The sequence below is a fragment of the Kitasatospora sp. NPDC023385 genome (assembly GCF_055664045.1).
On record NZ_JBVOOL010000008.1, the window covers coordinates 258,815 to 285,474 of the forward strand.

General features: G+C 73.7%; 21 protein-coding genes. 15 read left to right on the forward strand and 6 right to left on the reverse strand.

Annotated elements, in window-relative coordinates:
- Positions 1 to 235: 235 nt before the first annotated feature.
- The 4 genes from AC0B61_RS15945 to AC0B61_RS15960 all read left to right on the forward strand — a co-directional run bounded on the left by AC0B61_RS15945 (position 236) and on the right by AC0B61_RS15960 (position 5,548).
- Positions 236 to 1,015 (forward strand): rhomboid-like protein, encoded by a 780-nt coding sequence (locus AC0B61_RS15945; RefSeq protein WP_471741253.1) that lies wholly within the window; start codon positions 236 to 238, stop codon positions 1,013 to 1,015.
- A 227-nt stretch (positions 1,016 to 1,242) separates the two neighbouring features.
- Positions 1,243 to 3,651 (forward strand): endopeptidase La, encoded by a 2,409-nt coding sequence (gene lon, locus AC0B61_RS15950; RefSeq protein ID WP_471741254.1) that lies wholly within the window; start codon positions 1,243 to 1,245, stop codon positions 3,649 to 3,651.
- 98 nt (positions 3,652 to 3,749) lie between these two features.
- Positions 3,750 to 4,316 (forward strand): GtrA family protein, encoded by a 567-nt coding sequence (locus AC0B61_RS15955; RefSeq protein WP_471741255.1) that lies wholly within the window; start codon positions 3,750 to 3,752, stop codon positions 4,314 to 4,316.
- Between the two features lie 8 nt (positions 4,317 to 4,324).
- Positions 4,325 to 5,548, forward strand: coding sequence for an ROK family protein (locus tag AC0B61_RS15960; RefSeq protein ID WP_471741256.1), 1,224 nt, complete (start codon positions 4,325 to 4,327; stop codon positions 5,546 to 5,548).
- 126 nt (positions 5,549 to 5,674) lie between these two features.
- On the opposite strand, the gene AC0B61_RS15965 is transcribed toward AC0B61_RS15960, so the two are convergent.
- Positions 5,675 to 6,715: an ABC transporter permease gene (locus AC0B61_RS15965; RefSeq protein WP_471741257.1), complete on the reverse strand. Its 1,041-nt coding sequence runs from the start codon at positions 6,713 to 6,715 to the stop codon at positions 5,675 to 5,677.
- Positions 6,716 to 6,840: 125 nt separating this feature from the next.
- Here AC0B61_RS15965 and AC0B61_RS15970 point away from each other — a divergent pair, with 125 nt between their 5' ends.
- Together AC0B61_RS15970 and AC0B61_RS15975 are read left to right on the forward strand one after the other, a co-directional pair.
- On the forward strand, positions 6,841 to 7,290 hold the full coding sequence (locus AC0B61_RS15970; RefSeq protein ID WP_471741258.1) for a MarR family winged helix-turn-helix transcriptional regulator: 450 nt from the start codon (positions 6,841 to 6,843) through the stop codon (positions 7,288 to 7,290).
- Between the two features lie 242 nt (positions 7,291 to 7,532).
- Positions 7,533 to 9,029 carry an MDR family MFS transporter gene (locus AC0B61_RS15975; protein ID WP_471741285.1) on the forward strand — a complete coding sequence of 499 codons (1,497 nt, stop codon included), beginning with the start codon at positions 7,533 to 7,535 and terminating at the stop codon, positions 9,027 to 9,029.
- 126 nt (positions 9,030 to 9,155) lie between these two features.
- Here the strand turns inward: AC0B61_RS15975 and AC0B61_RS15980 are convergent, their stop codons facing one another.
- Complete coding sequence (locus AC0B61_RS15980; protein ID WP_471741259.1) at positions 9,156 to 9,407, reverse strand: hypothetical protein; 252 nt, start codon at positions 9,405 to 9,407, stop codon at positions 9,156 to 9,158.
- Positions 9,408 to 9,433: 26 nt separating this feature from the next.
- Entirely contained in the window at positions 9,434 to 10,624 is a 1,191-nt protein-coding gene (locus AC0B61_RS15985; protein WP_471741260.1) for an inorganic phosphate transporter, read from the reverse strand.
- Between the two features lie 331 nt (positions 10,625 to 10,955).
- On the opposite strand from AC0B61_RS15985, the gene AC0B61_RS15990 reads away from it, so the two are divergent.
- Positions 10,956 to 12,539: a C40 family peptidase gene (locus tag AC0B61_RS15990; RefSeq protein WP_471741261.1), complete on the forward strand. Its 1,584-nt coding sequence runs from the start codon at positions 10,956 to 10,958 to the stop codon at positions 12,537 to 12,539.
- Positions 12,540 to 12,606: 67 nt separating this feature from the next.
- Here the strand turns inward: AC0B61_RS15990 and AC0B61_RS15995 are convergent, their stop codons facing one another.
- From AC0B61_RS15995 to AC0B61_RS16005, 3 genes are all read right to left on the reverse strand, one after another.
- Complete coding sequence (locus AC0B61_RS15995; protein ID WP_471741262.1) at positions 12,607 to 14,886, reverse strand: FdhF/YdeP family oxidoreductase; 2,280 nt, start codon at positions 14,884 to 14,886, stop codon at positions 12,607 to 12,609.
- A 181-nt stretch (positions 14,887 to 15,067) separates the two neighbouring features.
- Positions 15,068 to 16,996: an FAD/NAD(P)-binding protein gene (locus AC0B61_RS16000; protein ID WP_471741263.1), complete on the reverse strand. Its 1,929-nt coding sequence runs from the start codon at positions 16,994 to 16,996 to the stop codon at positions 15,068 to 15,070.
- Complete coding sequence (locus tag AC0B61_RS16005) at positions 16,993 to 17,946, reverse strand: amino acid ABC transporter permease (RefSeq protein WP_471741264.1); 954 nt, start codon at positions 17,944 to 17,946, stop codon at positions 16,993 to 16,995. Before AC0B61_RS16005 ends, AC0B61_RS16000 begins: the two co-directional genes overlap by 4 nt.
- 696 nt (positions 17,947 to 18,642) lie before the next feature.
- Between AC0B61_RS16005 and AC0B61_RS16010 the strand changes: the two genes are divergently transcribed.
- The 8 genes from AC0B61_RS16010 (at position 18,643) to AC0B61_RS16045 (ending at position 26,569) form a co-directional block, all read left to right on the forward strand.
- Positions 18,643 to 19,809, forward strand: coding sequence for an LLM class flavin-dependent oxidoreductase (locus AC0B61_RS16010; RefSeq protein WP_471741265.1), 1,167 nt, complete (start codon positions 18,643 to 18,645; stop codon positions 19,807 to 19,809).
- The gene (locus AC0B61_RS16015; RefSeq protein ID WP_471741266.1) at positions 19,806 to 20,303 is read left to right on the forward strand and encodes a GNAT family N-acetyltransferase; all 498 of its coding nucleotides are present in this window, start codon (positions 19,806 to 19,808) and stop codon (positions 20,301 to 20,303) included. Before AC0B61_RS16010 ends, AC0B61_RS16015 begins: the two co-directional genes overlap by 4 nt.
- Positions 20,304 to 20,313: 10 nt before the next feature.
- Positions 20,314 to 21,261 carry an ABC transporter substrate-binding protein gene (locus tag AC0B61_RS16020; RefSeq protein ID WP_471741267.1) on the forward strand — a complete coding sequence of 316 codons (948 nt, stop codon included), beginning with the start codon at positions 20,314 to 20,316 and terminating at the stop codon, positions 21,259 to 21,261.
- Between the two features lie 28 nt (positions 21,262 to 21,289).
- Positions 21,290 to 22,324 carry an amino acid ABC transporter permease gene (locus AC0B61_RS16025; protein WP_471741268.1) on the forward strand — a complete coding sequence of 345 codons (1,035 nt, stop codon included), beginning with the start codon at positions 21,290 to 21,292 and terminating at the stop codon, positions 22,322 to 22,324.
- Positions 22,325 to 22,365: 41 nt separating this feature from the next.
- A complete protein-coding gene (locus AC0B61_RS16030) occupies positions 22,366 to 23,118 on the forward strand; it encodes an amino acid ABC transporter ATP-binding protein (RefSeq protein ID WP_471741286.1) in 753 nt (250 codons plus the stop codon).
- 44 nt (positions 23,119 to 23,162) lie between these two features.
- The gene (locus AC0B61_RS16035; protein WP_471741269.1) at positions 23,163 to 24,152 is read left to right on the forward strand and encodes an ABC transporter substrate-binding protein; all 990 of its coding nucleotides are present in this window, start codon (positions 23,163 to 23,165) and stop codon (positions 24,150 to 24,152) included.
- A gap of 132 nt (positions 24,153 to 24,284) precedes the next feature.
- Positions 24,285 to 25,490, forward strand: a complete 1,206-nt coding sequence (locus AC0B61_RS16040; RefSeq protein ID WP_471741270.1) for a serine/threonine-protein kinase — start codon at positions 24,285 to 24,287, stop codon at positions 25,488 to 25,490.
- A gap of 227 nt (positions 25,491 to 25,717) precedes the next feature.
- On the forward strand, positions 25,718 to 26,569 hold the full coding sequence (locus AC0B61_RS16045; protein WP_471741271.1) for a fumarylacetoacetate hydrolase family protein: 852 nt from the start codon (positions 25,718 to 25,720) through the stop codon (positions 26,567 to 26,569).
- Positions 26,570 to 26,660 lie beyond the last annotated feature (91 nt).

Here is a 26,660-nt window from a genome sequence, read left to right on the forward strand (position 1 = left end):
CCAAGTCGCCGGTCAGAGGGCCTACTGACGCGTTAATAGGGGAGAAGGTCCGGACCAATACGGGGAATCGCGGAGTCCGCTACGGCGGCGGTCTTCACCGGCTTTTCCCAGGTGCCTCCCAGAACCTCGACGTACCGTGGGCACGACAACGCCCGACCGGGCAGGATCCGTGCGGCGCGCCGGTCAGCCGGCGCCGGGCGGAGGCCGGTGGCTGCGGTCGTGGAGCGGAGGCGGCATGGCGGGAGTGCGGCGGGGCGCCGACCGGAACGCGTCCGCGGGAGTGCCGTACGGAATGCTCCGGCTCGGACTGCGCGGTGGCGTCGCGCAATGGCTGCTGGACCGCGTGCCGACACCCCGGAGCACCCCTTTCACGCTCGGGTACCTCGCCGTTGTGGGCGCCACCACGACCTTCGCCAGACTCGCCGATCCGGAACTCGTCCAGCGGCTGCAGGAGGCTTCGAGTTCCGACGGGCACAATCTGCTGCAGCACCCTTTGCGGGCCCTCGTCCTGAGCGGTTTCTGGGTGGCCGGCGAGGTCTGGATGCCCTACCTCTGGGGATTCGCGTTCACCCTCGCGCCGCTGGAGCGCAGGGTCGGATCCGCCCGGGCGGCGGCCGTCTTCGCGATCGGGCACGTCACGGCCACCCTGCTCTCCCAGGGGGTGGTGATCACCGCGGTGGAGACCGGGCGGATGGCGCCCGAGGTGATGGGCCACCTGGACATCGGGGTCAGCTACGGCGTGCTCGCCTGCCTGGGTGCGGTGGCCGGGCTGCTCTCCCTGCGCGGGCGGGTGCTCGCCCTCGGCGGGGCCGGGCTGATGATCGCCGAGCAGATCGCCTCCGACCGGGACGTGGTCACCGCGGTGGGGCACCCGGCGGCGGTGCTCACCGGGGTGGCGCTGTGGCGCTGGCTGCGCCGGGCCGAGCGGCGCCCGCCCCGGTCGCGCCGGGCCACGGCGGCGGCCCCCGGCGCCGCGCCCGCGCGAGGCGGGGCGCACGTGCGGGCCGCGCGCTGAGGGTTTCACCGGCGCGCCCCGGCCTGCTGTCTCCGTTGGGAATTCCTTCGGGTGCTGAGGATTTCTTAAGACGCCCGCCGTGCTCGTTCCGGGCGCTTTTGACGGCACCGCCCGAACCGCGTTCCCGAGCGGATCGCGTTCGCTCACGGCGAACCCACGGCCGGGAACATCCGGCGCCTCCCAGGGCTTAGTGAGGTCGACTCAACTTCGCTGACTGGGGAGAGATCATGGCATCGACGTCCACTCCGCTCACCCTGCCCGTGCTGCCGCTCGACGACGAGGTCGTCCTGCCGGGCATGGTCGTCCCGCTGGAGCTGCAGGACACCGAGGTACGCGCCGCCGTGGAGGCCGCCCGGGCCGCGACCGGCGCCACCGGCAAGCCGCAGGTCCTGCTGGTCCCCCGGGTGGACGGCTCCTACGCGGCGGTCGGCACGCTGGCCACCGTGGAGCAGGTCGGCCGGCTGGCCGACGGCCCCATCACCGCCGGCCAGCCCGTCGCCCTGGTGCGCGCCGTGCGCCGGGTCCGGATCGGCGTCGGCACCACCGGCCCCGGCGCCGCCCTCTGGGTGGAGACCACGCCGTTCCGCGAGTCCGCGGTCGGCACGCCCCTCGCCGGGCGGGCCGCCGAGCTGGTCAGGGAGTACAAGGCGCTGTCCACCCAGTGGCTGCGCCAGCGCGGCGCCTGGCAGATCGTGGACCGGGTGGACCGGATCGAGGGCGTCGGCGAGCTCGCCGACAACATCGGCTACGCGCCCTTCGCCACCGCCGAGCAGAAGCTCAAGGTGCTGCTGGAGGCCGACCAGGTCGCCCGCCTGGAGTACGCGCTGACGCTGCTGCGCGACCACCTCGCCGAGGAGGAGGTCAACGACACCATCCGCAAGGACGTCGAGGAGGGCGTGGCCAAGCAGCAGAAGGAGTTCCTGCTCCGCCGCCAGCTGGACGCCGTCCGCAAGGAACTGGCCGAGCTGAACGGCGACCCGGCCGACGAGGAGGGCGACTACCGCGCCCGGGTCGAGGCCGCCGACCTCCCCGAGAAGGTCCGCGAGGCCGCGCTCAAGGAGGTCGACAAGCTGGAGCGCGCGTCCGACCAGTCCCCCGAGGGCTCGTGGATCCGCACCTGGCTGGACACCGTCCTCGAACTGCCCTGGAACGAGCGCACCGAGGACGCGTACGACATCGCGGGCGCCCGCGCGGTGCTGGACGCCGACCACGCCGGCCTGGCCGACGTGAAGGAGCGCATCGTCGAGTACCTGGCCGTCCGCAAGCGCCGGGCCGACCAGGGGCTCGGCCTGGTCGGCGGCCGCCGGGGAGGCGCGGTGCTGGCCCTGGTCGGCCCGCCCGGCGTCGGCAAGACCTCGCTCGGCGAGAGCGTGGCCCGCGCCATGGGCCGCTCCTTCGTCCGGGTCGCGCTCGGCGGCGTCCGGGACGAGGCCGAGATCCGCGGCCACCGGCGCACCTACGTCGGCGCCCAGCCCGGCCGGCTGGCGCGGGCGATCAAGGAGGCCGGCTCGATGAACCCGGTCGTCCTGCTCGACGAGATCGACAAGGTCGGCTCCGACTACCGGGGCGACCCGGCCGCCGCCCTGCTGGAGGTGCTGGACCCGGCGCAGAACCACACCTTCCGCGACCACTACCTGGAGGTCGAGCTCGACCTCTCCGACGTCGTCTTCCTCGCCACCGCCAACGTGCTGGAAGCCATCCCCGAGCCGCTGCTCGACCGGATGGAGCTGGTCCGCCTGGACGGCTACACCGAGGACGAGAAGGTCGTCATCGCCCGCGACCACCTGCTCCCGCGCCAGCTGGAGAAGGCCGGCCTCGGCGGCCAGGTCGACGTGGCCGAGGCCGCGCTGCGCCGACTGGCCGGCGAGTACACCCGCGAGGCGGGCGTGCGCACCCTGGAGCGCTCGATCGCCCGGGTCCTGCGCAAGATCGCCGCGCAGGCCGAGCTCGGCGACCGCGAGCTGCCCGTCGCCGTCGGCGCCGACGACCTGCGGGCCCTGATCGGCCGGCCGCACCACGTGCCGGAGTCCGCCCAGGAGCCCGCCGAGCGCCGCACCGCCGTCCCCGGCGTGGCCACCGGCCTCGCGGTGACCGGCGCCGGCGGCGACGTCCTCTACATCGAGGCCTCGCTCGCCGACGCCGAGACGGGCGGCACCGGGCTGACCCTCACCGGGCAGCTGGGCGACGTCATGAAGGAGTCCGCGCACATCGCCCTCTCCTACCTGCGCTCGCGCGGAGCCGAGCTGGAACTGCCGGTCACCTCGCTGCGCGACCGCGGCGTGCACCTGCACGTCCCGGCCGGGGCCGTCCCCAAGGACGGGCCGAGCGCCGGCGTCACCATGACCACGGCGCTCGCCTCGCTGCTCTCCGGCCGCAAGGTGCGCACCGACGTGGCGATGACCGGCGAGGTGTCGCTGACCGGGCGGGTGCTGCCGATCGGCGCGGTGAAGCAGAAGCTGCTCGCCGCCGACCGGGCCGGCGTCAGCACGGTGATCATCCCCAAGCGCAACGAGGCCGACCTGGACGACGTCCCGGCCGAGGTGCTGGCCCGGCTCACCGTCCACCCGGTGGCGGACGTGCGGGAGGTGCTGACGCTGGCCCTGGAGCCGGCCGAGGTGCTGGTCGCCGCGGCCTGACCGGTCCGGCCGCGGCGGCCCGAGGGGCCGGCGGCCGGTGCCCCGAGGGGCCGCTGACCTGAGGGGCCGACGGCATCTCCGCGTGCGAGACTGCGGAGATGCCGTCCCCCACGCAGCGCGCCCTGGCCCGGGTGCCGGACCGGCTGCGCCCCTTCCTGGTGCGGCACCGCCGGCTGGTGAAGTTCCTGCTGGTCGGGGGCTCCTGCTTCGTGCTCACCACGGTGGTCAACCTGGAGCTCAAGTTCACCGTGCTGGCGGGCAAGCCGGTGGTCGCACTGACCGTCGCCACCGTGGTCGGCACCGTCGTCTCGTACGTGCTGAACCGCCGCTGGGCCTTCCGGGCCACCGGCCGGCAGCGCGAGGCCCTGATGTTCCTCCTGGTCAGCGTCGTGGCGATCGGCATCAACGACGTGCCGCTGGCGGTCTCGCGGTACGTCCTGGACCTGCGCGAGCCGTACATCGGCTCCTTCGACCAGGAGGTCGCGGACTTCCTCAGCGGCATGGTCGTCGGCACCTTCACCGCGATGCTGTTCCGCTTCTGGGCGATGCAGCGGTGGGTCTTCACCAACCCCGCCGGACCGGCCCCGGGCCTGGCCGCCCTGGTGGGGGCGGCGCCCCCGGAACCCGGTTACGCTGCACCCGAGATGCCACGGAATGTGCCGTAAGGGGCGAGATGAGCCTGATGCGCGAGCCGGACGCGGCCCGGAGCGGTCCGGCCAGCCAGCAGGGCATGCGCCGGGCCAACCTGGCCCTGGTGCTCGGAATGATCGCGCGCGGCCCGCGCTCGCGCGCCGAGGTCGCCGCCGAGACCGGGCTGACCAGGGCCGCGGTCTCCTCGCTCGCCGAACGGCTGATCGCCGGCGGTCTGGTGGTCGAGGAGGGGCCCGCCGCGCCCAGCGGCAAGGTCGGCCGCCCCGGCACCGCGCTCGGCCTCAACCCGAGCGGGCCCGGCGGCCTCGGCGCCGAGATCGGCGTCCGGCACCTGGGCGCCTGTGTCGTCGACCTGCGCGGCGAGGTCCGCGCCTGGCGCCGCCAGGAGATCTCCAACCACGGCCGGGAGCCCGCCGCCGTCATGGCCGACCTCGCCCGGCTGCTGCGCGCGGCCGTCGCCGACGCGGGCCTGCGCCCGGCCGGGCTCACCCTGGCCGTACCCGGACTGGTCGGCGGCTCCGGCGCGGTGCTGCAGCGGGCCGCCAACCTGGGCTGGCGGGACGTCCCGCTGGGCGCCGAACTGCGGGCGGCGCTGCGGCCCGCCGCGGACGGCCTGGCCGAGCTGCCCGTCGACGCCGACAACGAGGCCAACCTCGGCGGCCTGGCCGAACGGTGGCTGGGCGAGGGGGCCGAGGACTTCCTGTACGTCTCCGCCGAGGCCGGTGTCGGTGCGGCGATCGTGGTCGGCGGGCGCCTGCTGCGCGGAGCGCGCGGCTACGCGGGCGAGTTCGGCCACGTGCCGGTCCACCCCGACGGGCCCCGCTGCGCCTGCGGGGCGCACGGCTGCCTGGAGCAGTACGCGGGCGAGGCGGCGGTGCTGCGGGCGGCCGGCCTGACCGGCACCCCGGGCGACTGGGTGACCCTGCTCGCCGACCGCGCCGAGGCCGGCGACCAACCCGCCCTCGCGGCCCTGGCCGGCGCCGGCACGGCCCTCGGCATCGCGGCGGGCGGCGCGGTCAACCTGCTGGACCCGGCCGAGGTGGTCCTGGGCGGCGGTTACGCCCGGCTGGCGCCCTGGCTGCTGCCCGCGATGCGCGCCGAACTGGCCGCCCGGGTGACCGTCCTGCCGTGGTCCGACGACCGGCTGGCCGTCTCCCGGCTGGGCCGCCGCGGCCCGCTGCTGGGCGCGGCGGTGGGTGTGGTGCGCGCCGTCATCGCCGACCCGGGGTCGGTCGCCGGCGACTGACCGTCCCGCGGTGGGGCCCGCCCGGCGCCCGTCCCAGAACCGGTCCGGGCCGCGCCCGCGACGCGCCGAGCCCCCGGCCGGTGGGGCCGGGGGCTCGGCGGTGCCGCCCTGGTGGGGCGGGCAGGCTCAGGCCGCGACGGCGGCGGGCTCGCGCTCCTCGGCGCGGGGGCCGCGCAGGACGGCCAGGAAGGCGATGCCGACGCCGACCACCGCCCAGATCACCAGGACCAGGATCGGCATCCCCAGGTTGGTCGAGCCGAAGTAGGCGATCGACTTGCTCGCGCTGGTGCCCGCGCCGTTCGGGATCGCCGAGCCGATGGCCCGCCAGAACGGCGGCATCATCGGCGCCGGGTAGACCCCGCCCGCGCTCGGGTTGCCGAGGACGACGAAGACCAGCACGGCGAGGCCGATGCCGATGATCCCGAACAGGCACTGCAGCGCCATGGTGAACGCGCCGACCGCGAAGACCACCAGGGCGCCGACGGCGGACAGGGCGACGATCGAGCCGGGCAGCGCGTCCAGGACGGGGCCGGCGATGATCGTGCCGCCGAGGCCGGCCGCGACCGAGTAGAGCGCCAGGGCGCCCAGGCGGATCAGCAGGCGGTTGGCGTTGGCGGGCTTGGAGCCGGCGCTGATGCCGAGGATCGAGGCGACCAGGTAGCCGCCGACGCACCAGCCGATCACCAGGTAGAACGAGGACAGGCCGTTGGTGTCGCCCTTGGCGAGCGGCACGACGTCCTGGACCTTGACCGTACGGCCCTGGGACTGGTCGATCGCGGTGGTGACGGACTCGGCGGCCTTGGCCGCGGACGGGCCGCGGGCGCCGCCGACCAGCAGGGTGTCCTGGGTGCCGTTCGGGTCCACGACCAGCGCGGCGTAGATCTTCTGGTCCTTGATCTGCGCGGTCGCCGTCTCGGCGTCCGGCGCGGTGACGGCCCTGACGGCCTCGTTCGGGACCGACTCCAGCGCCCCGACCAGCTTGGGGGCGACCTGCGGCGGGGCGACCACCGCGATGGAGAGGTGCTGCGGTGCGGGCTTGTGCAGCGCCCCGATGTAGGAGGTGATGAAACCGAGCTGGAGGAGCAGCACTCCGATCACGAGCAGTGCCGCGCGCGGGGTGACCGCGCTCTTGAGTTCGGCGACGAAACCCTGCCCAGGGGCTGCCATCGACATCTCCTTGTGTATCAGCGGAAAACGGATCATCCGGATCAATACTTCATACCATGAAGTAGTTTGCCTGTCCTGCCTCCCGCGCCGACGGCCGGCCGGCGCCGCTGCGCGATACTGGCGCGGTGAGTGACGAGGAAGCCCTGGTGGAGGTGGAGCGCGAGGTCGCGCTGATGTTCCGGCGGGGCCGGGCGAGAGTGGCGGAACTCTCACGCCGGGTGCACCCCGGACTGGAGGGCATGGCGTACAGCATGCTCGGCTACATCGAGCAGGCCGGGCGGGTCCGGGTGACGGACGTCGGCGTGCACTTCGCGGTGGGCAAGGCGACGGTGAGCCGGCAGATCCGGGCGCTGGCGGAGCTCGGCCTGGTGGCCCGGGAGGCGGACCCGATGGACCGCCGGGCCGCGCTGGTCTCGCTGACCGAGGACGGGCGGCGCCGCTACCTGGCCGCCCGGGACGTCCGGATGGGGCGGGTGCGCGAGGTGATGGGCGGCTGGTCGCCCGAGGACGTGGCCCGCTTCACGGAACTGCTGCGCCGCTTCAACGACGTGCTGGAGGCGCCGCCGGCGGAGTGACCGGCCTCGGCTCGGTGCTCGTGCGGTCCTTGGCTCGGTGCTTGTGTGGTCCCTCGCGCGGTGCTTTGCGCGGTCCTTTACTCGGCCTTGAAGAAAGTTGCCTAATTCAACCATCCGGTCTTATGGTTGCTTAAGGCAACGAACTTTCATGATGCGCGTATCCCGCACGCCTGCGCCGAAGGACCCAGATGACCGTGACCACCCAGGCCGCGAGCGGCACCGCCGCCGCCGACAACCAACAGATGACCCACCGGCAGGTGATGGAGGCGCTCTCCGGCCTGCTCCTCGGCCTCTTCGTGGCCGTGCTCTCCTCGACCGTCGTCTCCAACGCCCTGCCGCACATCCTGGCCGACCTGCACGGCGGCCAGTCCGCCTACACCTGGGTGATCACCGCGGCCCTGCTCACCCTCACCGCCTCCACCCCGATCTGGGGCAAGCTCTCCGACCTCGCCAGCAAGAAGCTGCTGCTGCAGATCGCCCTGCTGATCTACATCGCCACCTCCGCGCTGGCCGGCCTCTCGCAGAACACCGGTGAGCTGATCGCCTGCCGCGCCCTGCAGGGCATCGGCGCCGGCGGCGTCGTCGCACTGGGCCAGATCTGCCTGGCCGCGATGGTCCCGCCGCGCGAGCGCGGCCGGTACAGCGGCTACTTCGGCGCGGTCTTCGCGCTCGCCACCATCGGCGGCCCGCTGATCGGCGGCGTCATCGTGGACACCTCCTGGCTGGGCTGGCGCTGGTGCTTCTACGTCGGCATCCCGTTCGCGCTGGCCGCGATCGCCGTGGTGCAGCGCACCCTCAAGCTGCCGGTGGTCAAGCGCAAGGCGAAGATCGACTACCTGGGCGCGCTGGTCATCACCGCCTCGGTCAGCCTGCTGATGATCTGGATCACGCTGGCCGGCAAGAACTACGCCTGGCTGTCCTGGCAGACCGCGGCCATGGTCGGCGGCGGCGTGTTGCTGGGCGCCCTGGCCGTCGTCGTCGAGCGCCGGGCCGCCGAGCCGATCATCCCGCCGGACCTGTTCAAGTACCGCACCGTCACCCTGGCCGCCGTCGCCAGCGTGCTGGTCGGCGTCGGGATGTACGGCGCGACCACCTTCCTCAGCCAGTACTTCCAGCTGGCCCGTGCCAAGTCCCCGACCATGGCCGGCCTGATGACCCTGCCGATGATCCTCGGCCTGGCGGTCTCCTCCGCCGTGGCCGGCCGGCTGATCACCAAGTACGGCAAGTGGAAGGCCTACCTGGTCGCCGGCACGGCGCTGCTCGCGGTCGGCTTCGGCCTGCTCGGCACCGCCCGGGTCGACACCAGCTACGTGCTGCTCTCCGTCTACATGGCGATCACCGGCGTCGGCCTCGGCCTGACCAGCCAGAACCTGGTGCTCGCGGTGCAGAACACGGTGCCCCGGCACGAGCTCGGCGCGGCCAGCTCGGTGGTCACCTTCTTCCGCACCATGGGCGGCGCGATGGGCGTCTCCGCGCTCGGCGCGCTGATGACCAACAAGGTCGGCCACTACCTGACGGAGAACCTGGCCGCCGCGCACATCCCGGCCGGCCACGCGGGCGCCGGCGGCGGCATCCCGGACCTGCACAAGCTGCCGGCCCCGATCGTCCCGCTGGTGACGGACGCCTTCGGCCACGGCGTCGGCACCGTCTTCCTGTGGGCGGCCCCGTTCTCGGCGCTGGCCTTCGTCACCGTGCTGTTCATCCGGGAGACGGTGCTGAAGACCACCCAGGAGAACTGACCGGCGACGGGATACGCGAACGGGCCGGGGAGTGTGGAGACACTCCCCGGCCCGTCGGCATTGCGCCCGGCGCGGCCCGCCGGCCCGGTCCTGCCTGGTCGGCAGGGCCGGCCGGCTGGTGGCCGGTTAGTGGCCGGCGATCAGCGACAGGCCGTAGCCGACGGCGGCGGCGCACAGTGCGAAGCAGGCGTACGCGCCGACCAGGGCCGGCTTCCCGCCGCCCGCGGACCGGGTGTTCGCGCCCTCGCGGGCGGCGCTCAGCGCGGCCTCGCGGCGGGACAGCGCCAGGATGCCGAGTGCGAAGACGGCGACCACGGCGAGGGTGATGCCGAAGCTGATGCCGGCGGTCTGGGCCAGGGCGTTCCACTTGATGTGCATGGTGGGTGCTCCTCAGTCGGTGGCGCTCAGGCCGCGACCGTGGTCGAGGCGGGGGTGGGGACGTTCGCGGTGGCGGCCGGAGCGATGTCGACCGGGGTGACGTCGTGGACCTCGTCGGCGTCGTTGACGTTGTCCGCGTCGACCGGCTGGCGGCGCGAGATCAGCCACATCGCGCCGGAACCGGCGACCAGCAGCGCGCCGACCAGGGCGACGCCCCAGCTGCCCTGCTCGGCCAGCAGGGCCGCGCCGCCGGAGACCACGGCTGCGGCCGGCAGGGTCAGGCCCCAGGTGTAGACCATGCGGCGGACCATGCTCCAGCGCAGCTCGCCCTTCGGCCCGCCGAGTCCGGCGCCCATGATGCCGCCGGAGCAGACCTGGGTGGTGGAGAGGCCGAAGCCCATGTGCGAGGAGGTCAGGATGACGGTCGCGGCGGCCGACTCGGAGGCGAAGCCCTGCGGCGGGCGGATGTCCGCCAGGCCCTTGCCCATCGAGCGGATGATCCGCCAGCCGCCCATGTAGGTGCCGAGCGCGATCGCGGCGCCCGCGGAGACGATCACCCAGGTGGGGGGCAGTGCGCCGTGCGGCAGGGCGCCGACCGAGACCAGCGTCAGGGTGATGATGCCCATCGTCTTCTGGGCGTCGTTGGTGCCGTGCGCGAGCGAGATCAGCGAGGACGAGAAGATCTGGCCGGTCTTGAAGCCCTTCTCGGTGGCCGCGCCGCTGCCCTTGCGGGTGATCGCGTAGGCCAGCTTGGTGGCGCCCCAGGAGGCCAGGCCCGCGACGAACGGGGAGGCGACCGCCGGGATGATGATCTTGGTGACCACGGTGTCGAAGTTGACGCCGTTCATGCCGACACCGACGACCGTGGCGCCGATCAGGCCGCCGTACAGGGCGTGCGAGGAACTGGACGGCAGTCCGCGCAGCCAGGTCAGCAGGTTCCAGAGGATCGCGCCGGCCAGGGCGGCGAAGATGATCTGGGGATGGACGCCGGCCTTCTCGTTGACGATGCCGCCGGAGATGGTGGTGGCGACCTTCACGGACAGGAACGCGCCCGCGAAGTTGAGGACGGCCGCGATGGTGACCGCGACCTTCGGACGAAGGGCCCCGGTCGCGATCGCGGTGGCGGCCGCGTTGGCGGTGTCGTGGAACCCGTTGGTGAAGTCGAAGGCGAGCGCCGTGATGATCACAACGGCTACCAGGAACGAGATGTGTTCCATACCCAAACAATCGTCGTAGTTGTCGCACGGACGTTGGTGTCCTCGCGACCGTAGGTCCGCTTGGTAAACGGAAGGTGAACTGGGCCGGGAATCGCAGTTCTGATGGTTGACTGCCAGTGACCAGTGGCTTTCGGTTGGGTGACGTCAGCCGCGTTGAGCGGCCCATTGGCGCGGAACGCCCCGGTTCGGGCCGGTTTGCTGAGACCTGTCTCACAGCCCGGTCGAGAATTAACCTCCCGGTCCGCGGGCGCTCTGTTTCCGGCGGGTAACCCGTGGGAGGATCTGCGGGATCCGGGAGACCGGGACAGGCGCGGGCGGGGAGGACCAACCCATGGGCGGGGCTGCACAGCGAACGGAGACGGCAGGCGTACGCCCCTGGCTACGGGCGGCACTGCGCTGCGGGGCCGTCCTCGCGGCCGCCGCACTCGCCCTGCCGGCCGCCGCCCAGGCCGCCTGGGCCGCACCCGACCCGGGGACCGGCACCGTCGTCGCCGGCTCGGACCCGCTCGCCGCCGCCAAGGCCACCCTCGGCCCGCTGCTCGACCAGCTGCACGGGCTCTACCAGAGCGCCGAGGCCGCCACCGAGCAGTACAACGGGACGGTCGCCAAGATCGCCGAGCAGCAGGCCTCGCTCACCGACCTGCAGGGCCGGCTGGAGCGCCAGCAGAAGCAGGTCGACGCCGGCACCGACATCGCCTCCCAGCTCGCCGCCGCGCAGTACCGCAACGGCGCCGCCTCCGCGTACGCCGAACTGCTGCTCTCCAAGGACCCGTACGAGGCGGTCACCATCGCCGAACTGCTCGCCGCGGCCAGCCGCTCGCAGTCGGAGTTCCTGGACCGGCTGAAGAGCGACCGGGACGCGCTCGACGTGCTGAAGAAGCAGACCGAGGACCTGCTGAAGTCCACCCAGGCGCTGGTCGCCCAGCAGGACGCCGTCAAGGCCAAGGCCGCCGCCGACCTCGCCTCGGTCGAACAGATGGTGGCCTCGCTGACCGGCGCGCAGCGGACCGAACTGGAGCAGGTGGAGAAGGCGAAGGCGGACGAGGCGCAGCTCGCGTTCCTCGCCTCCGGGGCGCTCGGCAAGGGCGAGCGCACGCCCTCGCTGCAGGGGCGCGCGGCAGTGGCCTTCGCGCTGGCCCAGCTCGGCAAGCCGTACCTGTGGGGCGGCGTCGGGCCGGACTCCTACGACTGCTCCGGCCTCACCTCACAGGCCTGGCTGCACGCCGGGAAGCCGATCCCGCGCACCAGCCAGGAACAGTGGGCGCAGCTGCCGCACGTGGCGCTGAACCAGCTGCGGCCCGGCGACATGGTGATCTACTTCCAGGACGCCTCGCACGTCGGGATGTACATCGGCGGCGGGCTGATCGTGCAGGCGCCGCGGCCCGGGGCCTTCATCAAGGTGTCGCCGATCGGCTCGATGCCGATCCTCGGCGCCGTCCGGGCGGACCCGTCCGGCGCGGCGGACGACGCGGGCGGCGCCTGGAAGGTGCCCGACCTGCCGACCGGCTGGGACGCCGTCACGCCGATCGCGCCGAGTCCGGCCGCCCAGGTGCCCCCGCCGGCCACCGGCGGTCCGGCCACGCCGCCGGCCACCCCGGGCGAGCCCGCCGGCACGCCGAGCACGCCGACGACGCCGACTGCACCGACGACACCGACGACGCCCGGCGGGACGGGCACCCCGACCGACCCGGGCACGCCGTCGAACCCGGGCACTCCGTCGGGTACCGGAACGCCGTCAGGCACCGGAACGCCGAACCCGACTCCGCCGAAGACCCCGACCGGAACCCCGAGCACCCCGACCGGGACCGGCACGCCGGCCACCCCGAGCGGCACCGGCTCGGTCGGCGCCTCCGTCGGCGCCGCGGCCCCGGGCAGCGCCACGGCGACCCTGCCGCTGGGCACACCGACCCACTGACCCGGCTCGACCCGCAGGCCGCCCCCCGTCCGAGGACGAGGGGCGGCCTCCGTGCGTGCGGCGGCGGCTACTCGCCGGAGTCGGGTTCGAAGCGGACGACGACGGCCTTGGAGGTGGGGGTGTTGCTGATGTCGGCGGTGGAGTCCAGCGGCACCAGGACGTTGGTCTCGGGGTAGTAGGCCGCCGCGCCGCCGCGGGCGACGGGGTAGTGGACGACGCGGAAGTGCGGGGCGCGCCGTTCCAGGCCGTCCTTCCACTCGCTGACCAGGTCGACGTACCCGCCCTCGGTGAGGCCCAGTTCGGCGGCGTCGGCGGGGTTGACCAGGACCACGCGGCGGCCGCCCTTGATGCCGCGGTAGCGGTCGTCCAAGCCGTAGATGGTGGTGTTGTACTGGTCGTGGGAGCGCAGGGTCTGCAGGAGGAGGCGGCCCGGCGGGACTTCGGGGGCGGTGAGCGGGTTGACGGTGAAGTTGGCCCGGCCGGTCGCGGTCGGGAAGGTCCGGGAGTCGCGGGGGCCGTGCGGGAGGGTGAAGCCGCCGGGGCGGCGGACCTTCTCGTTGTAGTCCGCGAAGCCCGGGACGACGCGGGCGATCCGCTCCCGCAGGGTGTCGTAGTCGGTGGCGAAGTCCTCCCACGGCACGGTGTCCCGCGGGCCCAGGACGGCGCGGGCGAGGCGGCAGACGATCGCCGTCTCGGAGAGCAGGCCGGGCGCGGGCGGGCGCAGGCCGCCGCGGGAGGCGTGCACCTGGCCCATCGAGTCCTCGACGCTGACGAACTGGGCGCCGGCGCCGGTGACGTCCCGGTCGGTGCGGCCGAGGGTGGGCAGGATCAGGGCCCGGGCGCCGGTGACCACGTGCGAGCGGTTGAGCTTGGTGGAGACGTGGACGGTCAGCCGGCAGCGGCGCATCGCGGCCTCGGTGACCTCGGTGTCCGGGGTGGCCGCGACGAAGTTGCCGCCCATCGCGAAGAAGACCTTGACCTTGCCGTCGCGCATCGCGCGGATGGTGTCCACCGAGTCGAGGCCGTGCTCGCGCGGCGGCTCGAAGCCGAACTCGCTTTCCAGGGCGTCGAGGAAGGCCTTGGCAGGGCGCTCGAAGATGCCCATCGTCCGGTCGCCCTGGACGTTGCTGTGCCCGCGCACCGGGCAGACGCCGGCGCCGGGGCGGCCGACGTTGCCGCGCAGCAGCAGGAAGTTGACCACCTCGCGGATGGTCGGGACGGCGTGCTTGTGCTGGGTGAGGCCCATCGCCCAGCAGACGATGATCTTCTTCGAGGCCAGCACCAGGCGGCCGAGCTCCTCGATCTGCTCCCAGGGCAGACCGGTCGCGGCGAGCACCTCGGCGCGGTCGGTCTTGGCCACCTGGGCCTCGAACTCGTCGAAGCCGTGGCAGTGTTCGGCGACGAAGGCGTGGTCGACGCCGCCCTGCTCCAGGACGATCCGGTTGAGCGCGCGGAACAGCGCGAGGTCGCCGCCCAGGCGGATCTGCAGGAACAGGTCGGTCAGCTTGGTGCCGTGGCCGACCAGGCCACGGGCGTGCTGCGGGTTCTTGAACCGCTCCAGGCCGGCCTCCGGCAGCGGGTTGACGCTGACGATGGTGGCGCCCGCCCGCTTGGCGCGCTCCAGGGCCGACAGCATCCGGGGGTGGTTGGTGCCCGGGTTCTGGCCCGCCACGATGATCAGGTCGGCCTGGTAGAGGTCCTTCAGGCTGACGCTGCCCTTGCCGACCCCGAGCGTCTCGGTGAGCGCCGAGCCGGAGGACTCGTGGCACATGTTGGAGCAGTCCGGCAGGTTGTTGGTGCCGAGCCGGCGGGCGAACAGCTGGTACGCGAAGGCGGCCTCGTTGCTGGTCCGGCCGGAGGTGTAGAAGGCGGCGCCGTCCGGGGTGTCCAGGGCGCGCAGCTCCTCGGCGATCAGCGCGAAGGCGTCGTCCCAGGAGACCGGCGCGTAGTGGGTGGCGCCCTCGTCGAGCAGCATCGGCTGGGTGAGCCGGCCCTGCTGGCCGAGCCAGTAGCCGGATCGCTCCGCCAGGTCGGCGACCGGGTGGGCGGCGAAGAACTCGGCGCGGATCCGGCGCTCGGTGGCCTCCTCGGCGACGGCCTTGGCGCCGTTCTCGCAGAACTCGGCGGTGTGCGTCTTGTCCGGCTCCGGCCAGGCGCAGCCCGGGCAGTCGAAGCCGTCCGGCTGGTTGACCTTGAGCAGGGTGGCAACGGTACGGCGGGCGCCCATCTGCTCGACGGCCATCCGCAGACTGTGGCCGACGGCGGGCAGCCCGGCGGCCGCGTGCTGGGGCGCGGAGACCTCGGGGGCGTCCTGCGCCGGGTCGCTCTGCGGGGCCTGCTTGGCCATGACTGCGCTCCTCGGGCTCTGCTGGGTGCGGGCCGCCGCAGCGTCGCGGGGGCCCGGTGCCCCATCCTTCCACCTGGCCGCAGGCGGGGGGAGGGGCGGAGTGGAGGGGAGCGGGAGGGGCGGAGAGCAGGCGAGCGGGAGGGCCGGAAGCCGCGCGGTGGTCCGGGCCACGCCGGCCGGTTCACGCCGCCAGTGCCGGGGCCGCCGGGAGCGCGGCCAGTGCCCGCAGCAGTGCCCGGGCGGCCGCGTCGTTCTGCCGGAAGCCCGGGGCGTCGGTGCGCGGGCGGGCGAAGGCGACGGCCGCGCGCAGGCTGGTGTGCGGGCCGAGCGCGGTGCGCCGCGGGTGCGGGGCGCCGCCCAGGGCCGGGTCGAGCAGCCGGCTGTCGGCGGGGGCGATGGTGACCAGGCCGGAGCGGTGGGTGTAGTCCGGGTCGTCGACCACCTCCTCGACGATCCGCCCGGTGCGGTGCAGGTCGCGCAGGACGGGATCGAGGGTGCGGGCCAGCGCGTGCTTGGGCAGGTACGCCTCGACGAGGGCCGTCGCGGTGACGGTGTGGCCGGGCACGGTGGTGCCGCGGGCGCGCCAGGTGCCGGTGGCCTCGTCCCGGTCGACCCGGACGCCCGCGCCGAGGAAGCGCACCACCCCGGCCTCGGAGAGCGCGAGCAGCTGGCGCAGCCGGAAGCCGGGCGGGCCGGAGGCGAGGAAGCTGAAGTAGCCGAAGAACCACTCGTCGACGTCCTCGGCGATCGAGCGGGCGGTGAGCCGGCCGCTCGCCGTCACCCGGGGGAGCTGGCCGAACAGGGAGAGCAGGGCGAGGAAGGCGCCGAGGTCGGCGCTGTGCGCGGGGTCGGCGCGGCGGTCGGCGTCGGCGGCGACGTACCCGCGCAGATGTGCCTGGAGCTCGTCGGCGGAGCCGAGTTCGAGGCCGGCCAGCGGGTGGTCGAGCCGCTCGAAGTCGATCCGGTCGGCCGGGTCGGGGACGGCCTCGGCGACCAGGGCGGCCATTGCGGCGGTGTACCAGCCGTGCCGGTCGTACCGGGCCAGGAACTCCGGCCAGGGCAGGGCGGTGCGCCCGGGGTGGGCGTGGAACAGCTCGTGGTAGTGCCCGAAGGCGATCTCCTTGGCCATCAGCGGCCAGAAGTCGCGCCGCAGTCGCAGCGGCCCCTCGGTGGCGAGCACGGCGTCCACGGCGGCCGCGTCGAAGTACCGGGGGAGCGGGGCGGGCGGCGCCTGGAGGCGGTAGCCGGTCTTGGAGTGGTACGGCACGCCTCGCCGGGAGCCCAGGTGGAGCACCGGCTCCCGGCCGGACGGGCGGTAGCGCAGGGCGTCGCCCTCGCCGGTGGGCTCGAAGCGGCCGCCGCGCCCTTCGGTGAGCAGGGCGACCAGGTCGACGGCGGCCAGGCCGAGGCCGCGCAGCAGCACCTGTTCGCCGGGTGCGATGCGGGCCAACTCGGCTTCCACGTCGGCGGAGTAGGCGGGCGGCAGGTGGAAGCGGCCGTGCCGGGCGGCGAACCCGGCGTCGGCGGCGTGCCGGGGGTGCGGGGCGGAGTCGAGGTGGCCGAGGGTGAGGGCGACGTGGTCGGCGGTGAGGGCCCGGTCGCTGAGGTGGACGGTCTGCGGGCCGTCAGCCGGGCCGTCGATCCGTCGGACGGTGTCCCGGTGGACGGTCACCGCGACGTGCGGCGGCAGGTCGGCGACGGCGCGGCGGAACACCCAGTCCAGGTAGGCGCTCTGGGCCCGGCGGGTGGGGAAGTCGGTGGGTGCGAGGGTGCGCAGCTCGGCCCGGACGGCCGGGTCGGTGACCTCCCGGTAGGGCGCGAACTCCTCCTGGCGGCGGGCCCATTCGGCGAGTGAGGGGCCGGGGCGGACCGGTCCTTCGAGGGTCGAGCGCTCGTCGGTGAACATGGTGACGTCCTCCGCCATCGAGTTCATCCGCAGCAGCGGCGACTGGTCGTGGCGCCAGATCCGGCCGGCGCCGGGCGGGTACGGGTCGACCAGGTGGATCGCCAACGGGCTGTCGGGGGGCAGGAGTTCGGCGGCGTTGGCGGCGATCCGCTCCAGCAGGCCGGTCGCGCGCGGGCCGGCCCCGACGATCACCAGCGTCCTCATGCCCCCACCGCCCGGCGGTAGGCCGCGCGGGCCCGCTGCAGCGGGGTGGGCGGCAGGCCGTCGCGGGTGGCGCCCTTGGCGAAGTGCCGCTCCACGTAGTACTGGCCGATGGACAGCACGGTGGTGACCACCAGGTACCAGAGGGTGGCGACCATCAGCATCGGGATCACCCGGTACGACTGCAGGTAGACCAGCTGGACGGAGTAGAGCAGGTCGGAGACGGCCAGCACGCTGACGATGCTGGTGCCCTTGAGCGCGCCGATCAGCATGTTCCCGGCGGTCGGCACGATCGCGCGCATGGCCTGCGGCACGACGATCCGGCGCAGCACCCGCCACCGGCCGAGCCCGAGCGCGGCCGCCGCCTCCAACTGGCCGCGGTCCACGGAGAGGATGCCGCCGCGGATCACCTCGGCGGCGTACGCGGTCTCCAGCAGGGTGAGGCCGATGACGGCCGTCAGCGTCGGACCGATCAGGTTGACCGTCCTGACCGTGATGAACTCGGGGCCGAAGGGGATGCCGAGGCCGAGCGTCGGGTAGAGGGCGCCGATGTTGAAGAAGAACAGCAGCTGCACCAGCGGCGGGGTGGAGCGGAAGACCCAGATGTAGCCCCAACTGAGCGTGCGCAGCACCGGGTTGGTGGACAGCCGCATGGTGGCGAGGACGGTGCCGAACACGAAGCCGAGGGCGAGGGTGGCGGCGGTCAGCCAGAGGGTCAGGGCGAGGCCGTCGAGCACGGACCGGGCGGTGAACCAGTCGGCGACCACGTCCCACTGGAAGGCCCGGTTGCGGATCACCGAGTTGACCGCCATCGCCGCGAGCAGCAGGGCGAGGGCCGCGGCCGCCCACTGGCCGGGCTTGCGGCGGCCGACGATCCGGGCCTCGGGGGCGGGCGCCGGGCCGGGGTGGGCGAGGTCGGAGGGGGCGGGCAGGACGTCCTGCGGGGTGGCCATGGCGGAGGCTCCTGGCGGGGTGCGGGCGGGAGTGCGGGCGGGGCGGGTACGGCGGCGGTCACGTACGGGGGCCGGGGTGCCGGTCCGCGTCCCTCAACGCGTCCGGCACGGTTGCACTGCACTCCGCCGCGATCGTACGCATGCGCGATCGACGGCTGTCAAGGGTGGCCGGAGCGGCGGAGGCATTCGTTCGACGGCCGTCGGAAAACTGACAGGAGATCGCAACAGTGCGGCAATGATGGATGGTTGACGTACCGCTCGGGCGGCTGCTCAACTTGAGGCCATGTACGCCGAGCAGCCCCTGGTCACCCGCGACCACATCGACTTCGGTCGGGTGTGGTCCGCGGCGTGTCGCGGCTGACCTGGCAGCGGCCGCCCGTCCGGCCCTGATTCCTCGGCCCTGGTTCCTCGGCTCTGATTCCTCGCTCCTGATTCCCCCGGCCCTGATTCCCTCGGGGTGTCCTCCCTCGGTACGCCCCGCCGTGGGCCGGGAGCCGCCGTCCACGATCGACGGCAGGTCAGGATCCGGCGTCCGTCGCCGACTTCCCACTGCGCTCCGGCAGTTCCCCTGCTCCGCCCTGCCCTCCGCCCGCCCGCGCCACCGTCACGCGCTCGACGGCCGCTCCGCCGCGGCCGCCTCCGGCCTGCCCGCCCGCCCGCAGCCCACCGGATCCCGCTCACCCGAAAGGTTCCGCCATGCCCGTCGAATTCCTCGGCATCGCCGCCACCGCCGATGGCTCGGAGACCACCCCCCGCACCACCGCCGCCTTCGACCGCGACTACACCCTGCGGCTGGCCCGGGCGCACGAGGACCACGGCTGGGACCGGGTGCTCTTCGCGTACGGGGCCGGCGCCCCGGAGCCGGCGGCCGCGGCGGCCTTCCTCGCCTCGCACCTCGACCGGCTGCAGATCCTGCTGGCGCACCGGCCCAACGTCTCCTACCCGACCTTCGCCGCCAAGACCTTCGCGACCCTGGACCGGATCAGCGACGGCCGGCTGACCGTGCACTTCATCACCGGCGGCAACGACCACGAGCAGCAGCGCGAAGGCGACTTCCTCACCAAGGACCAGCGCTACGAGCGCACCCGCGAGTACATCGGCATCGTGAAGCGGGCCTGGACCAGCCACGAGCCCTTCGACCACGAGGGCCCGCACTACCGCTTCAACGACTTCGTCTCGGACGTCTTCCCGGTGCAGCAGCCCCGCCCGGCGGTCTCCTTCGGCGGATCCTCGGACGCGGCGTACGCGGCCGGCGGCGCCGAGGCGGACATCTACTGCCTCTGGGGCGAGCCGCTGGCCAGGACCGCCGAGCAGATCGAGCGGGTGAAGGAGGCGGCGCGGGCCGCCGGCCGGACCGACGTGCCGCGGATCCAGGTGGCCTTCCGCCCGATCATCGCGCCGACCGAGGAACTGGCCTGGGAGAAGGCGCACCGGACGGTGGCGGCGATCTGGGCCCGCCGGGCCGCCGTCCGGCCGGCCGACCGGGGCGCCGGGGCGGCGACGCCCGAGAACACCGGTTCGCGGCGGCTGATCGAGATCGCCGACGCGGGCGAGCGCTACGACCGCGCGCTGTGGACCCCGACCGCCGCGGCCACCGGCGGGGCGGGCAACTCCAACGCCCTGGTCGGCACCCCGGAGACGGTCGCCCAGGCGCTGCTCGACTACTACGACCTCGGCGTGGACATCCTCTCCGCGCGCGGCTACGACCTGCTGGACGACGCGATCGACTTCGGCCGCTACGTCATCCCGATCGTCCGCGAGGAGGTCGCCAAGCGCGATGCCGCCAAGGGCGCAGCCGAGCAGGCGGACCGGGACGAGCGGGCCGAGCACGACCGCCACCAGCTGATCGCGGTGCAGGCGTGAGCGCAGCACCGGTGGCCGAGTTCCGCCGGGTCACCCTCGACGACCCGCTGGTCGAGCCGCTGCTGCGCGAACTCACCCACGAGTACGTCACCCGGTACGGCCCCTCGGCGCACCAGGAGATGACCCGCTACCCGGCCGAGGCCTTCGCCGAGCCGCACGGCGTGCTGCTGCTCCTGCTGGAGGACGGCGAGCCGGTGGCCGGCGGCGCCTACAAGCGGTACGACGAGCGCACCGCCGAGGTGAAGCGGATGTGGACGGATTCCGCGCACCGCCGCCGCGGCCTGGCCAGGCGGGTGCTGGCCGAGCTGGAGCGGACGGCGGCCGCGGCCGGCTACACCCGGATCCACCTCACCACCGGCCCGCGCCAGCCCGAGGCCAGGGGCCTCTACCTGGCGGCCGGCTACACCCCGCTGTTCGACGTCACCGCCGACCCCCCGGCCACCGGCCCGCTGCCCTTCGAGAAGCGGCTCCCCGTCCTCGCGCACACTCCCTGAAAGGCCTCCCGTGAGAACCACCACCGTCCGTCGCCGCCTGCTCGCGGCCACCGCCCTGCTGCCGGTCCTGGCCCTGGCCGCCTGCGGCTCGGATCCGAAGATCGCGGGCGCGGCGGGGGCGGGCGGTCCGGCCGCTTCCGCCACCGAGGACGTCGTCTCCGGCCTGAAGACGTCGGACGCCGCCGCCGCGCTGCTGCCCGAGGAGGTCCGCAAGGCCGGCACCGTCACCTTCGGTTCGGCCTTCGGCGCGCCGCCCACCGCGTTCTACGCCGACCAGGTCAGCAAGAAGCCCGCCGGGATCGACATCGACTTCTCCGACGCGGTGGCCAAGCTGCTCGGCCTGACGGTGCGGCGCGAGGAGGCCGCGTTCGAGACCATCCTCCCCGCCCTGGACAGCGGCAAGTACGACGTCGGCACCGGCAACTTCGGGGTCACCACGGCCCGGTTGAAGACCATCGACTTCGTCACCTACATCGACGACGGCCAGGGCTTCGCGGTGAAGAAGGACAACACCGCGATCCAGCCCGTCACCGACCTGCTCCAGCTGTGCGGGCTGACGGTCGGCACCGGCGCCGGCACCACCTTCGAGACCACCCTCAACAGCCGCCGGAACGTCTGCACCGACGCGGGGAGGAAGCCGTACGAGGTCAAGGCGTTCAGCGAGAGCGGCGCGCTGCTGACCGGCCTCCAGCAGGGGCGGGTGGACATCGAGATGTCCACCATCAACGGTCTGCGCCACCAGGCCGCGCAGGACGCCTCCGGCACCCGCTTCCTCGGCGAGTTCCACCGCCTCGACGTCGGCTTCGCCCTCAAGAAGGGCTCGAAGCTCGCCCCGGCCTTCCAGGCGGCCGTCAACCAGCTGATCAAGGACGGGACGTACGAGCGGATCCTGCGCAAGTGGGGGGTCGCCGACTCGGCGATCAAGGAGTCGCAGATCAGTCCGCCCGAGCACGCGTGAGCGCGGGCCTCGTCGAAGGAGCCCTCCGATGACCGTCACGACCGGCACTCCCCTTACCCCTGCCACCTCCGCGGCCCCGACGGCCCCGGTCCGCCCGGGAGCCGCGGCCGTCGACCTGGACGCGCTGGACGGCCTGCGGACCGTCCCCGCCCGACACCCCTGGCGCTGGGCGGTCGGGGTCGCCGCCCTGGTCGTCCTCGCCCAGTTCGCCCACGGCCTGGCCACCAACCCCGGCTGGGACTGGGCCACCTTCCGGCTCTACTTCACCGCCGACACGATCCTCCAGGCGGTCGGCCGGACGCTCGAACTGACCGCCTACGGAACGGTGCTGGGCTTCGTGCTGGGCGCCGTGGTGGCCGCGATGCGGCTGTCCCGCAGCGCGGTCCTGCGGTCCATCGCCTGGGCGTACGTCTGGGTGTTCCGCTCGATCCCGCTGATCGTCCAGCTGGTGTTCTGGTTCAACCTCTCGTACCTGTACAAGCGGTTCGGGATCGGCATCCCGTTCGGCCCGAGTTTCGGCGACTTCGAGACGGTCGGCGTGCTCGGCGCGCTCGGCGCCGCGGTGCTCGGCCTCGGGCTGCACCAGGCCGCGTTCGCCGCCGAGATCATCCGCGGCGGGATCATCGCGGTGGACGCCGGCCAGCGGGAGGCCGCCGCCGCGCTCGGCATCCCGCGCTGGCGGCAGGGCCTGCGGATCGTGCTGCCGCAGGCCATGCGGGGCATCCTGCCGGCCGCCGCCAACGAGGTGGTCTCGCTGCTCAAGGGCACCTCGGTGGTGTACGTGATGGCCATCGGCGAGCTGTTCTACCAGGCCCAGGTGATCTACGGCCGGACCGGCCGGGTGGTACCGCTGCTGATGGTCGCCACGGTCTGGTACGTGGTGCTGACCACCGTGCTGTCGGTCGGCCAGTACTACGTCGAGCGCCACTTCGCCCGGGGTGCGCAGCGCACCCCGCCGCCCACTCCGCTGCAGCGGCTGCGGGCCGCCGTCCGGAGCCTGCCGGACCGCACCCGGCCCGCCGCCGCCCGCACCCGCACCCGTACCTCCGGAGGACACCCGTGAGCACCCTGACGAAGACCGGCCCGACCGCGACGGACGCCCCGATGGTGCAGGTCCGCGGCCTGCACAAGAGCTTCGGCCGGCTGGAGGTGCTGCGCGGGGTCGACCTGGACGTCCCGGCCGGCTCGGTGACCGTGGTGCTCGGCCCGTCCGGCTCCGGCAAGTCCACCCTGCTGCGCGCCATCAACCACCTGGAGAAGCTCGACCGTGGCCACGTCGCGATCGACGGCGAGCTGATCGGCTACCGGCGCGCCGGCGACCGGCTGTACGAGCTGAAGGAGCGCGAGGTGCTGCGCCAGCGCACCGGCATCGGCTTCGTGTTCCAGAACTTCAACCTGTTCCCGCACCTCACCGTGCTGGAGAACCTGGTCGAGGCGCCGGTGTCCGCGCTGCGCCGCCCCCGGGCCGAGGCCAGGGCGACGGCGCTGGCGCTGCTGGAGCGGGTGGGGCTGGCCGACAAGGCGGCCGCCTACCCCCGGCAGCTGTCCGGCGGGCAGCAGCAGCGGGTGGCGATCGCCCGGGCGCTGGCGCTGGAGCCCAAGGTGCTGCTGTTCGACGAGCCCACCTCGGCGCTCGACCCGGAGCTGGTCGGCGAGGTGCTGGACGTCATCAAGGACCTGGCCCGCAGCGGCACCACGATGATCGTGGTCACCCACGAGATCGGCTTCGCCCGCGAGGTCGCCGACACCGTGGTCTTCATGGACGACGGCCTGGTGGTCGAGCAGGGCCCGCCGGCCGAGGTCCTGGACCGGCCGCGGCACGAACGCACCCGGGCCTTCCTGGCCAAGGTCCTCTGACCGACTTTTTCTTCAAGTCCCCTCCACCGAGCAGGAGTTCCACCATGTCCCTACCCCGTCGCGCCCTCGTGACCGCGGCCGCCGCGCTCGCCGCCACCCTCGCCCTGGCCGGCTGCGGCAGCGGTACCACGGGCGCCGCGGCGGAACCCGCCGCCGGCCGGGGCAGCACCGCGCCCGACGGCACCGTGGTGAACCTGTCGCCGAACCAGAACCGGGTGACCACGCCCGAGGTCGACGCGATCGCCGCGCTCGTCCCGGAGGCGATCAGGAAGCGCGGCACGCTGACCGTCGTCGACTCCCTCGGCACCACCCCGCCGCTCGACTTCTACGCCGACGACGACAGGACCGTCATCGGCGTCGAGCCGGACCTCGCCGCCCTGGTCGGCAACGTGCTCGGCCTCAAGGTCGAGTTCAACCCGGTGTCCTGGGAGAACATCTTCGTCGGCCTGGACAGCGGCAAGTACGACGTCGGCTTCTCCAACATCACCGTCACCGAGGAGCGCAAGGAGAAGTACGACTTCGCCACCTACCGGCTGGACGTCCTCGGCTTCGAGGCGAAGAAGGGCAGCGGCCTCAAGGTCACCGGGGCCAAGGACCTCGCGGGCCGCAGCGTCGGCGTCTCCAGCGGCACCAACCAGGAGAAGCTGCTGATCTCCTGGAGCGAGGAGGACGTCCGCAACGGCCTGAAGCCGATCGACATCAAGTACTTCCAGTCCAGCGAGTACTTCCTGGCGCTCTCCTCCGGCCGCATCGACGTCTTCGCCGGCCCGAACCCGAGTCTCGCCTTCCACGTGGTGCAGAGCGGCGAGAGCGAGATCGTCGGCACCTACTCGGGCGGCGGCGCGGACGTCCTCGGCAAGATCGCGGCGACCACGAGGAAGGACGACGGGCTGGTCCGGGCGCTCAACGGGGCGATCGACGAGGTGATCAGGAACGGCACGTACGGGCAGGTGCTCAAGCGCTGGGGCCTGGACAACGAGGCCGTGCAGGCATCCGAGATCAACCCGCCCGGACTGCCGAAGCCCAAGCCGTAGCCCCGGCCGTAGCTGCGGCCGTAGCTGCGGCTCGAACCGCGGCGGGTTCGTTCACCCGTTCGTTCCCGGCCGCCGCTATGGTGACCCTCCGACGGCGAACGACGCGCGGTCGCGGTCGAGTTGGGGGAGGGCATGCGGCAGGGCGAGGTGCTCGACGGCCGGTTCCGGCTGGAGGAGCCGCTGGGCAGGGGCGGCTTCGGCGTGGTCTGGCGGGCGACCGACACCGAGCTGCGCCGCGAGGTCGCGGTCAAGGTGCTGCTGGCGGAGCACGCCACCGACCAGGAGGCGGTCGGCCGGTTCGTCCGCGAGGCGCACACGGCCGGCGGGCTCTCCAACCCGCACATCGTGACCGTGCACGACTACGGGCGGACCGGGGCCGGCCGGACGCCGTACCTGGTGATGGAGCTGGTGCGCGGCCGGGCGCTGTCCGCGGTGCTCAAGGACGGCCTGCCCGAGCACGCGAAGGCGCTGCGCTGGATGCGGCACGTCTGCAAGGCGCTGGACGCCGCGCACCGCTCGGGCGTGGTCCACCGGGACATCAAGCCCGAGAACGTCATGATCACGGACGAGGGCGAGCGGGCCAAGGTGCTGGACTTCGGCATCGCCCGCCTGGTCACCCAGACCGTCCGGCTCACCTCCACCGGCAACGTGGTCGGCACCGTCCCGTACCTGGCGCCCGAGTGCTGGTCCGGCGGCACGGTGGACGGCCGGGCCGACCTCTACGCGCTCGGCGTCATGCTGTACGAGGTCTGCACCGGCGCCCGCCCGTTCCGCGCCGCCTCCGCCGCCGAGTACATGTACAAGCACCTGGAGGAGGTCCCGCTCCGGGTGCGCAGCAAGGACCCGGCGCTGGCCGGGCTGGTCGCGCAGCTGCTCGCCAAGTCCCCCGCGGACCGGCCGGCCGGGGCCGCCGAGGTACTGGAGCGGCTGCGCGCCGTCCGGCCGGGGATGCTGCGCCCGGGCGACCCCAGCGCGGAGCAGCTGCGCCGGCGGGCCGACCGGGCCTGGCAGCACGGCGTGGCGGGCGAGGCGGCGCAGGCGGTGGAGATCCTCACCGGCCTCGTCCCCGAGTTCGCCCGGATCTGCGGCCCGGCCGATCCGCGCACCCTGCGCACCTGCCACGACCTGGCCCTGTGGCTGGCCCGGGCCGGCAGCCCGGCCGCCGCCGTCGCCCTGCTGGACGAGCTGACGCAGGTACCGGGGGCCACCCCGCAGGCCCGGGCGGACGCGCGGCGCGACCTGGCGCACTGGCAGCGGGAGGTCGCCCGGCTCGGCCCGGGCCGGCCGTGCGCGCTGAGCCTCGGGGTGCTGCTGGGCAGTGGCGCGCAGGGCGGCTGAGGCGTCCCGCGGGCGGCCCGCCGCCGCGCCTGCGCCTGCGGGCCGCCCGGTGTCAACCGTGCGCGCACCCGAGCCGGGGCCCGCGGCCGGTGCGGGAGTTGGGAGGATTCCGCCCATCGGGACGGTCTGGTCCGCTGCCCCGGCGCATTGGTATACCTCGTGGTCAGAGTCGGGAGCGGTGTCCGTGCCGCCCCGGTGAGCTGCGACGAATGGCTGGTGACGGATCGATGAAGCTCCTTCGCGTCGGACCCCCGGGCGCCGAGCGCCCGGTCGTCCTGGGTGCGGACGGCACCGCGTACGACCTCTCCGGGCGGACCCGTGACCTCGACGGGGACTTCCTGGCCGGGCTGGACCCGGCCGTGCTGGCCCGGGAGGTGGCCGCCGGCGCCCTGCCGGCGGTGGACCTGGCCGGGCAACGGGTGGGCGCTCCGGTGGCCCGCCCGGGCAAGGTGGTCGGCATCGGGCTCAACTACCGCGACCACGCGGCCGAGGCCGGGGCGGCGATCCCGGCCGAGCCGGTGATCTTCCTCAAGCCGAGCTCCACCGTGGTCGGGCCGTACGACGAGGTGCTGGTGCCGCGCGGCGGCGAGAAGACCGACTACGAGGCCGAGCTGGCCGTCGTGATCGGCCGGACGGCCCGCTACCTGGAGGAGCCCGGGCAGGCCGCGGCGGTGATCGCCGGCTACACGATCGCCAACGACGTCACCGAGCGGGCCTTCCAGTTCGAGCGCGGCGGCCAGTGGGACAAGGGCAAGTCGGCGGAGACCTTCACCCCGCTCGGGCCCTGGCTGGTCACCGCCGACGAGGTGGCCGACCCGCAGGCGCTGTCGCTGCGGCTCTGGGTCAACGGCGAGCAGCGGCAGCACGGCAGCACCGCGGAGATGATCTTCCCGGTGCTCGAACTGGTCGCCTACGCCAGCCGGTTCATGGTGCTGGAGCCGGGCGACGTGATCGTCACCGGCACCCCGGCCGGGGTCACCCTGGGCCGCCCCGGCACGCCGTACCTCGCCCCGGGCGACGTCGTCGAGATCGAGATCGACGGCCTCGGCCGCCAGCGCCAGGTGCTCGGCAAGGCCTAGATGACTGATGCCAAGGGCTCGCCGCCGCGCATGACATGAAGCGAGGGAGTCCAAAGATCGGTTGTGACGCCTGATCTGGACTCCCTCGCGA

Bases quoted from the DNA above. Each gene is read 5' to 3' on its own strand.
- AC0B61_RS15945 (WP_471741253.1), top strand. From the start codon at position 236: ATGGCGGGAGTGCGGCGGGGCGCCGACCGGAACGCGTCCGCGGGAGTG.
- lon (WP_471741254.1), top strand. From the start codon at position 1,243: ATGGCATCGACGTCCACTCCGCTCACCCTGCCCGTGCTGCCGCTCGAC.
- AC0B61_RS15955 (WP_471741255.1), top strand. From the start codon at position 3,750: ATGCCGTCCCCCACGCAGCGCGCCCTGGCCCGGGTGCCGGACCGGCTG.
- AC0B61_RS15960 (WP_471741256.1), top strand. From the start codon at position 4,325: ATGAGCCTGATGCGCGAGCCGGACGCGGCCCGGAGCGGTCCGGCCAGC.
- AC0B61_RS15965 (WP_471741257.1), bottom strand. From the start codon at position 6,715: ATGGCAGCCCCTGGGCAGGGTTTCGTCGCCGAACTCAAGAGCGCGGTC.
- AC0B61_RS15975 (WP_471741285.1), top strand. From the start codon at position 7,533: ATGACCCACCGGCAGGTGATGGAGGCGCTCTCCGGCCTGCTCCTCGGC.
- AC0B61_RS15980 (WP_471741259.1), bottom strand. From the start codon at position 9,407: ATGCACATCAAGTGGAACGCCCTGGCCCAGACCGCCGGCATCAGCTTC.
- AC0B61_RS15985 (WP_471741260.1), bottom strand. From the start codon at position 10,624: ATGGAACACATCTCGTTCCTGGTAGCCGTTGTGATCATCACGGCGCTC.
- AC0B61_RS15990 (WP_471741261.1), top strand. From the start codon at position 10,956: ATGGGCGGGGCTGCACAGCGAACGGAGACGGCAGGCGTACGCCCCTGG.
- AC0B61_RS15995 (WP_471741262.1), bottom strand. From the start codon at position 14,886: ATGGCCAAGCAGGCCCCGCAGAGCGACCCGGCGCAGGACGCCCCCGAG.
- AC0B61_RS16000 (WP_471741263.1), bottom strand. From the start codon at position 16,996: ATGAGGACGCTGGTGATCGTCGGGGCCGGCCCGCGCGCGACCGGCCTG.
- AC0B61_RS16005 (WP_471741264.1), bottom strand. From the start codon at position 17,946: ATGGCCACCCCGCAGGACGTCCTGCCCGCCCCCTCCGACCTCGCCCAC.
- AC0B61_RS16010 (WP_471741265.1), top strand. From the start codon at position 18,643: ATGCCCGTCGAATTCCTCGGCATCGCCGCCACCGCCGATGGCTCGGAG.
- AC0B61_RS16025 (WP_471741268.1), top strand. From the start codon at position 21,290: ATGACCGTCACGACCGGCACTCCCCTTACCCCTGCCACCTCCGCGGCC.
- AC0B61_RS16030 (WP_471741286.1), top strand. From the start codon at position 22,366: ATGGTGCAGGTCCGCGGCCTGCACAAGAGCTTCGGCCGGCTGGAGGTG.
- AC0B61_RS16035 (WP_471741269.1), top strand. From the start codon at position 23,163: ATGTCCCTACCCCGTCGCGCCCTCGTGACCGCGGCCGCCGCGCTCGCC.
- AC0B61_RS16040 (WP_471741270.1), top strand. From the start codon at position 24,285: ATGCGGCAGGGCGAGGTGCTCGACGGCCGGTTCCGGCTGGAGGAGCCG.
- AC0B61_RS16045 (WP_471741271.1), top strand. From the start codon at position 25,718: ATGAAGCTCCTTCGCGTCGGACCCCCGGGCGCCGAGCGCCCGGTCGTC.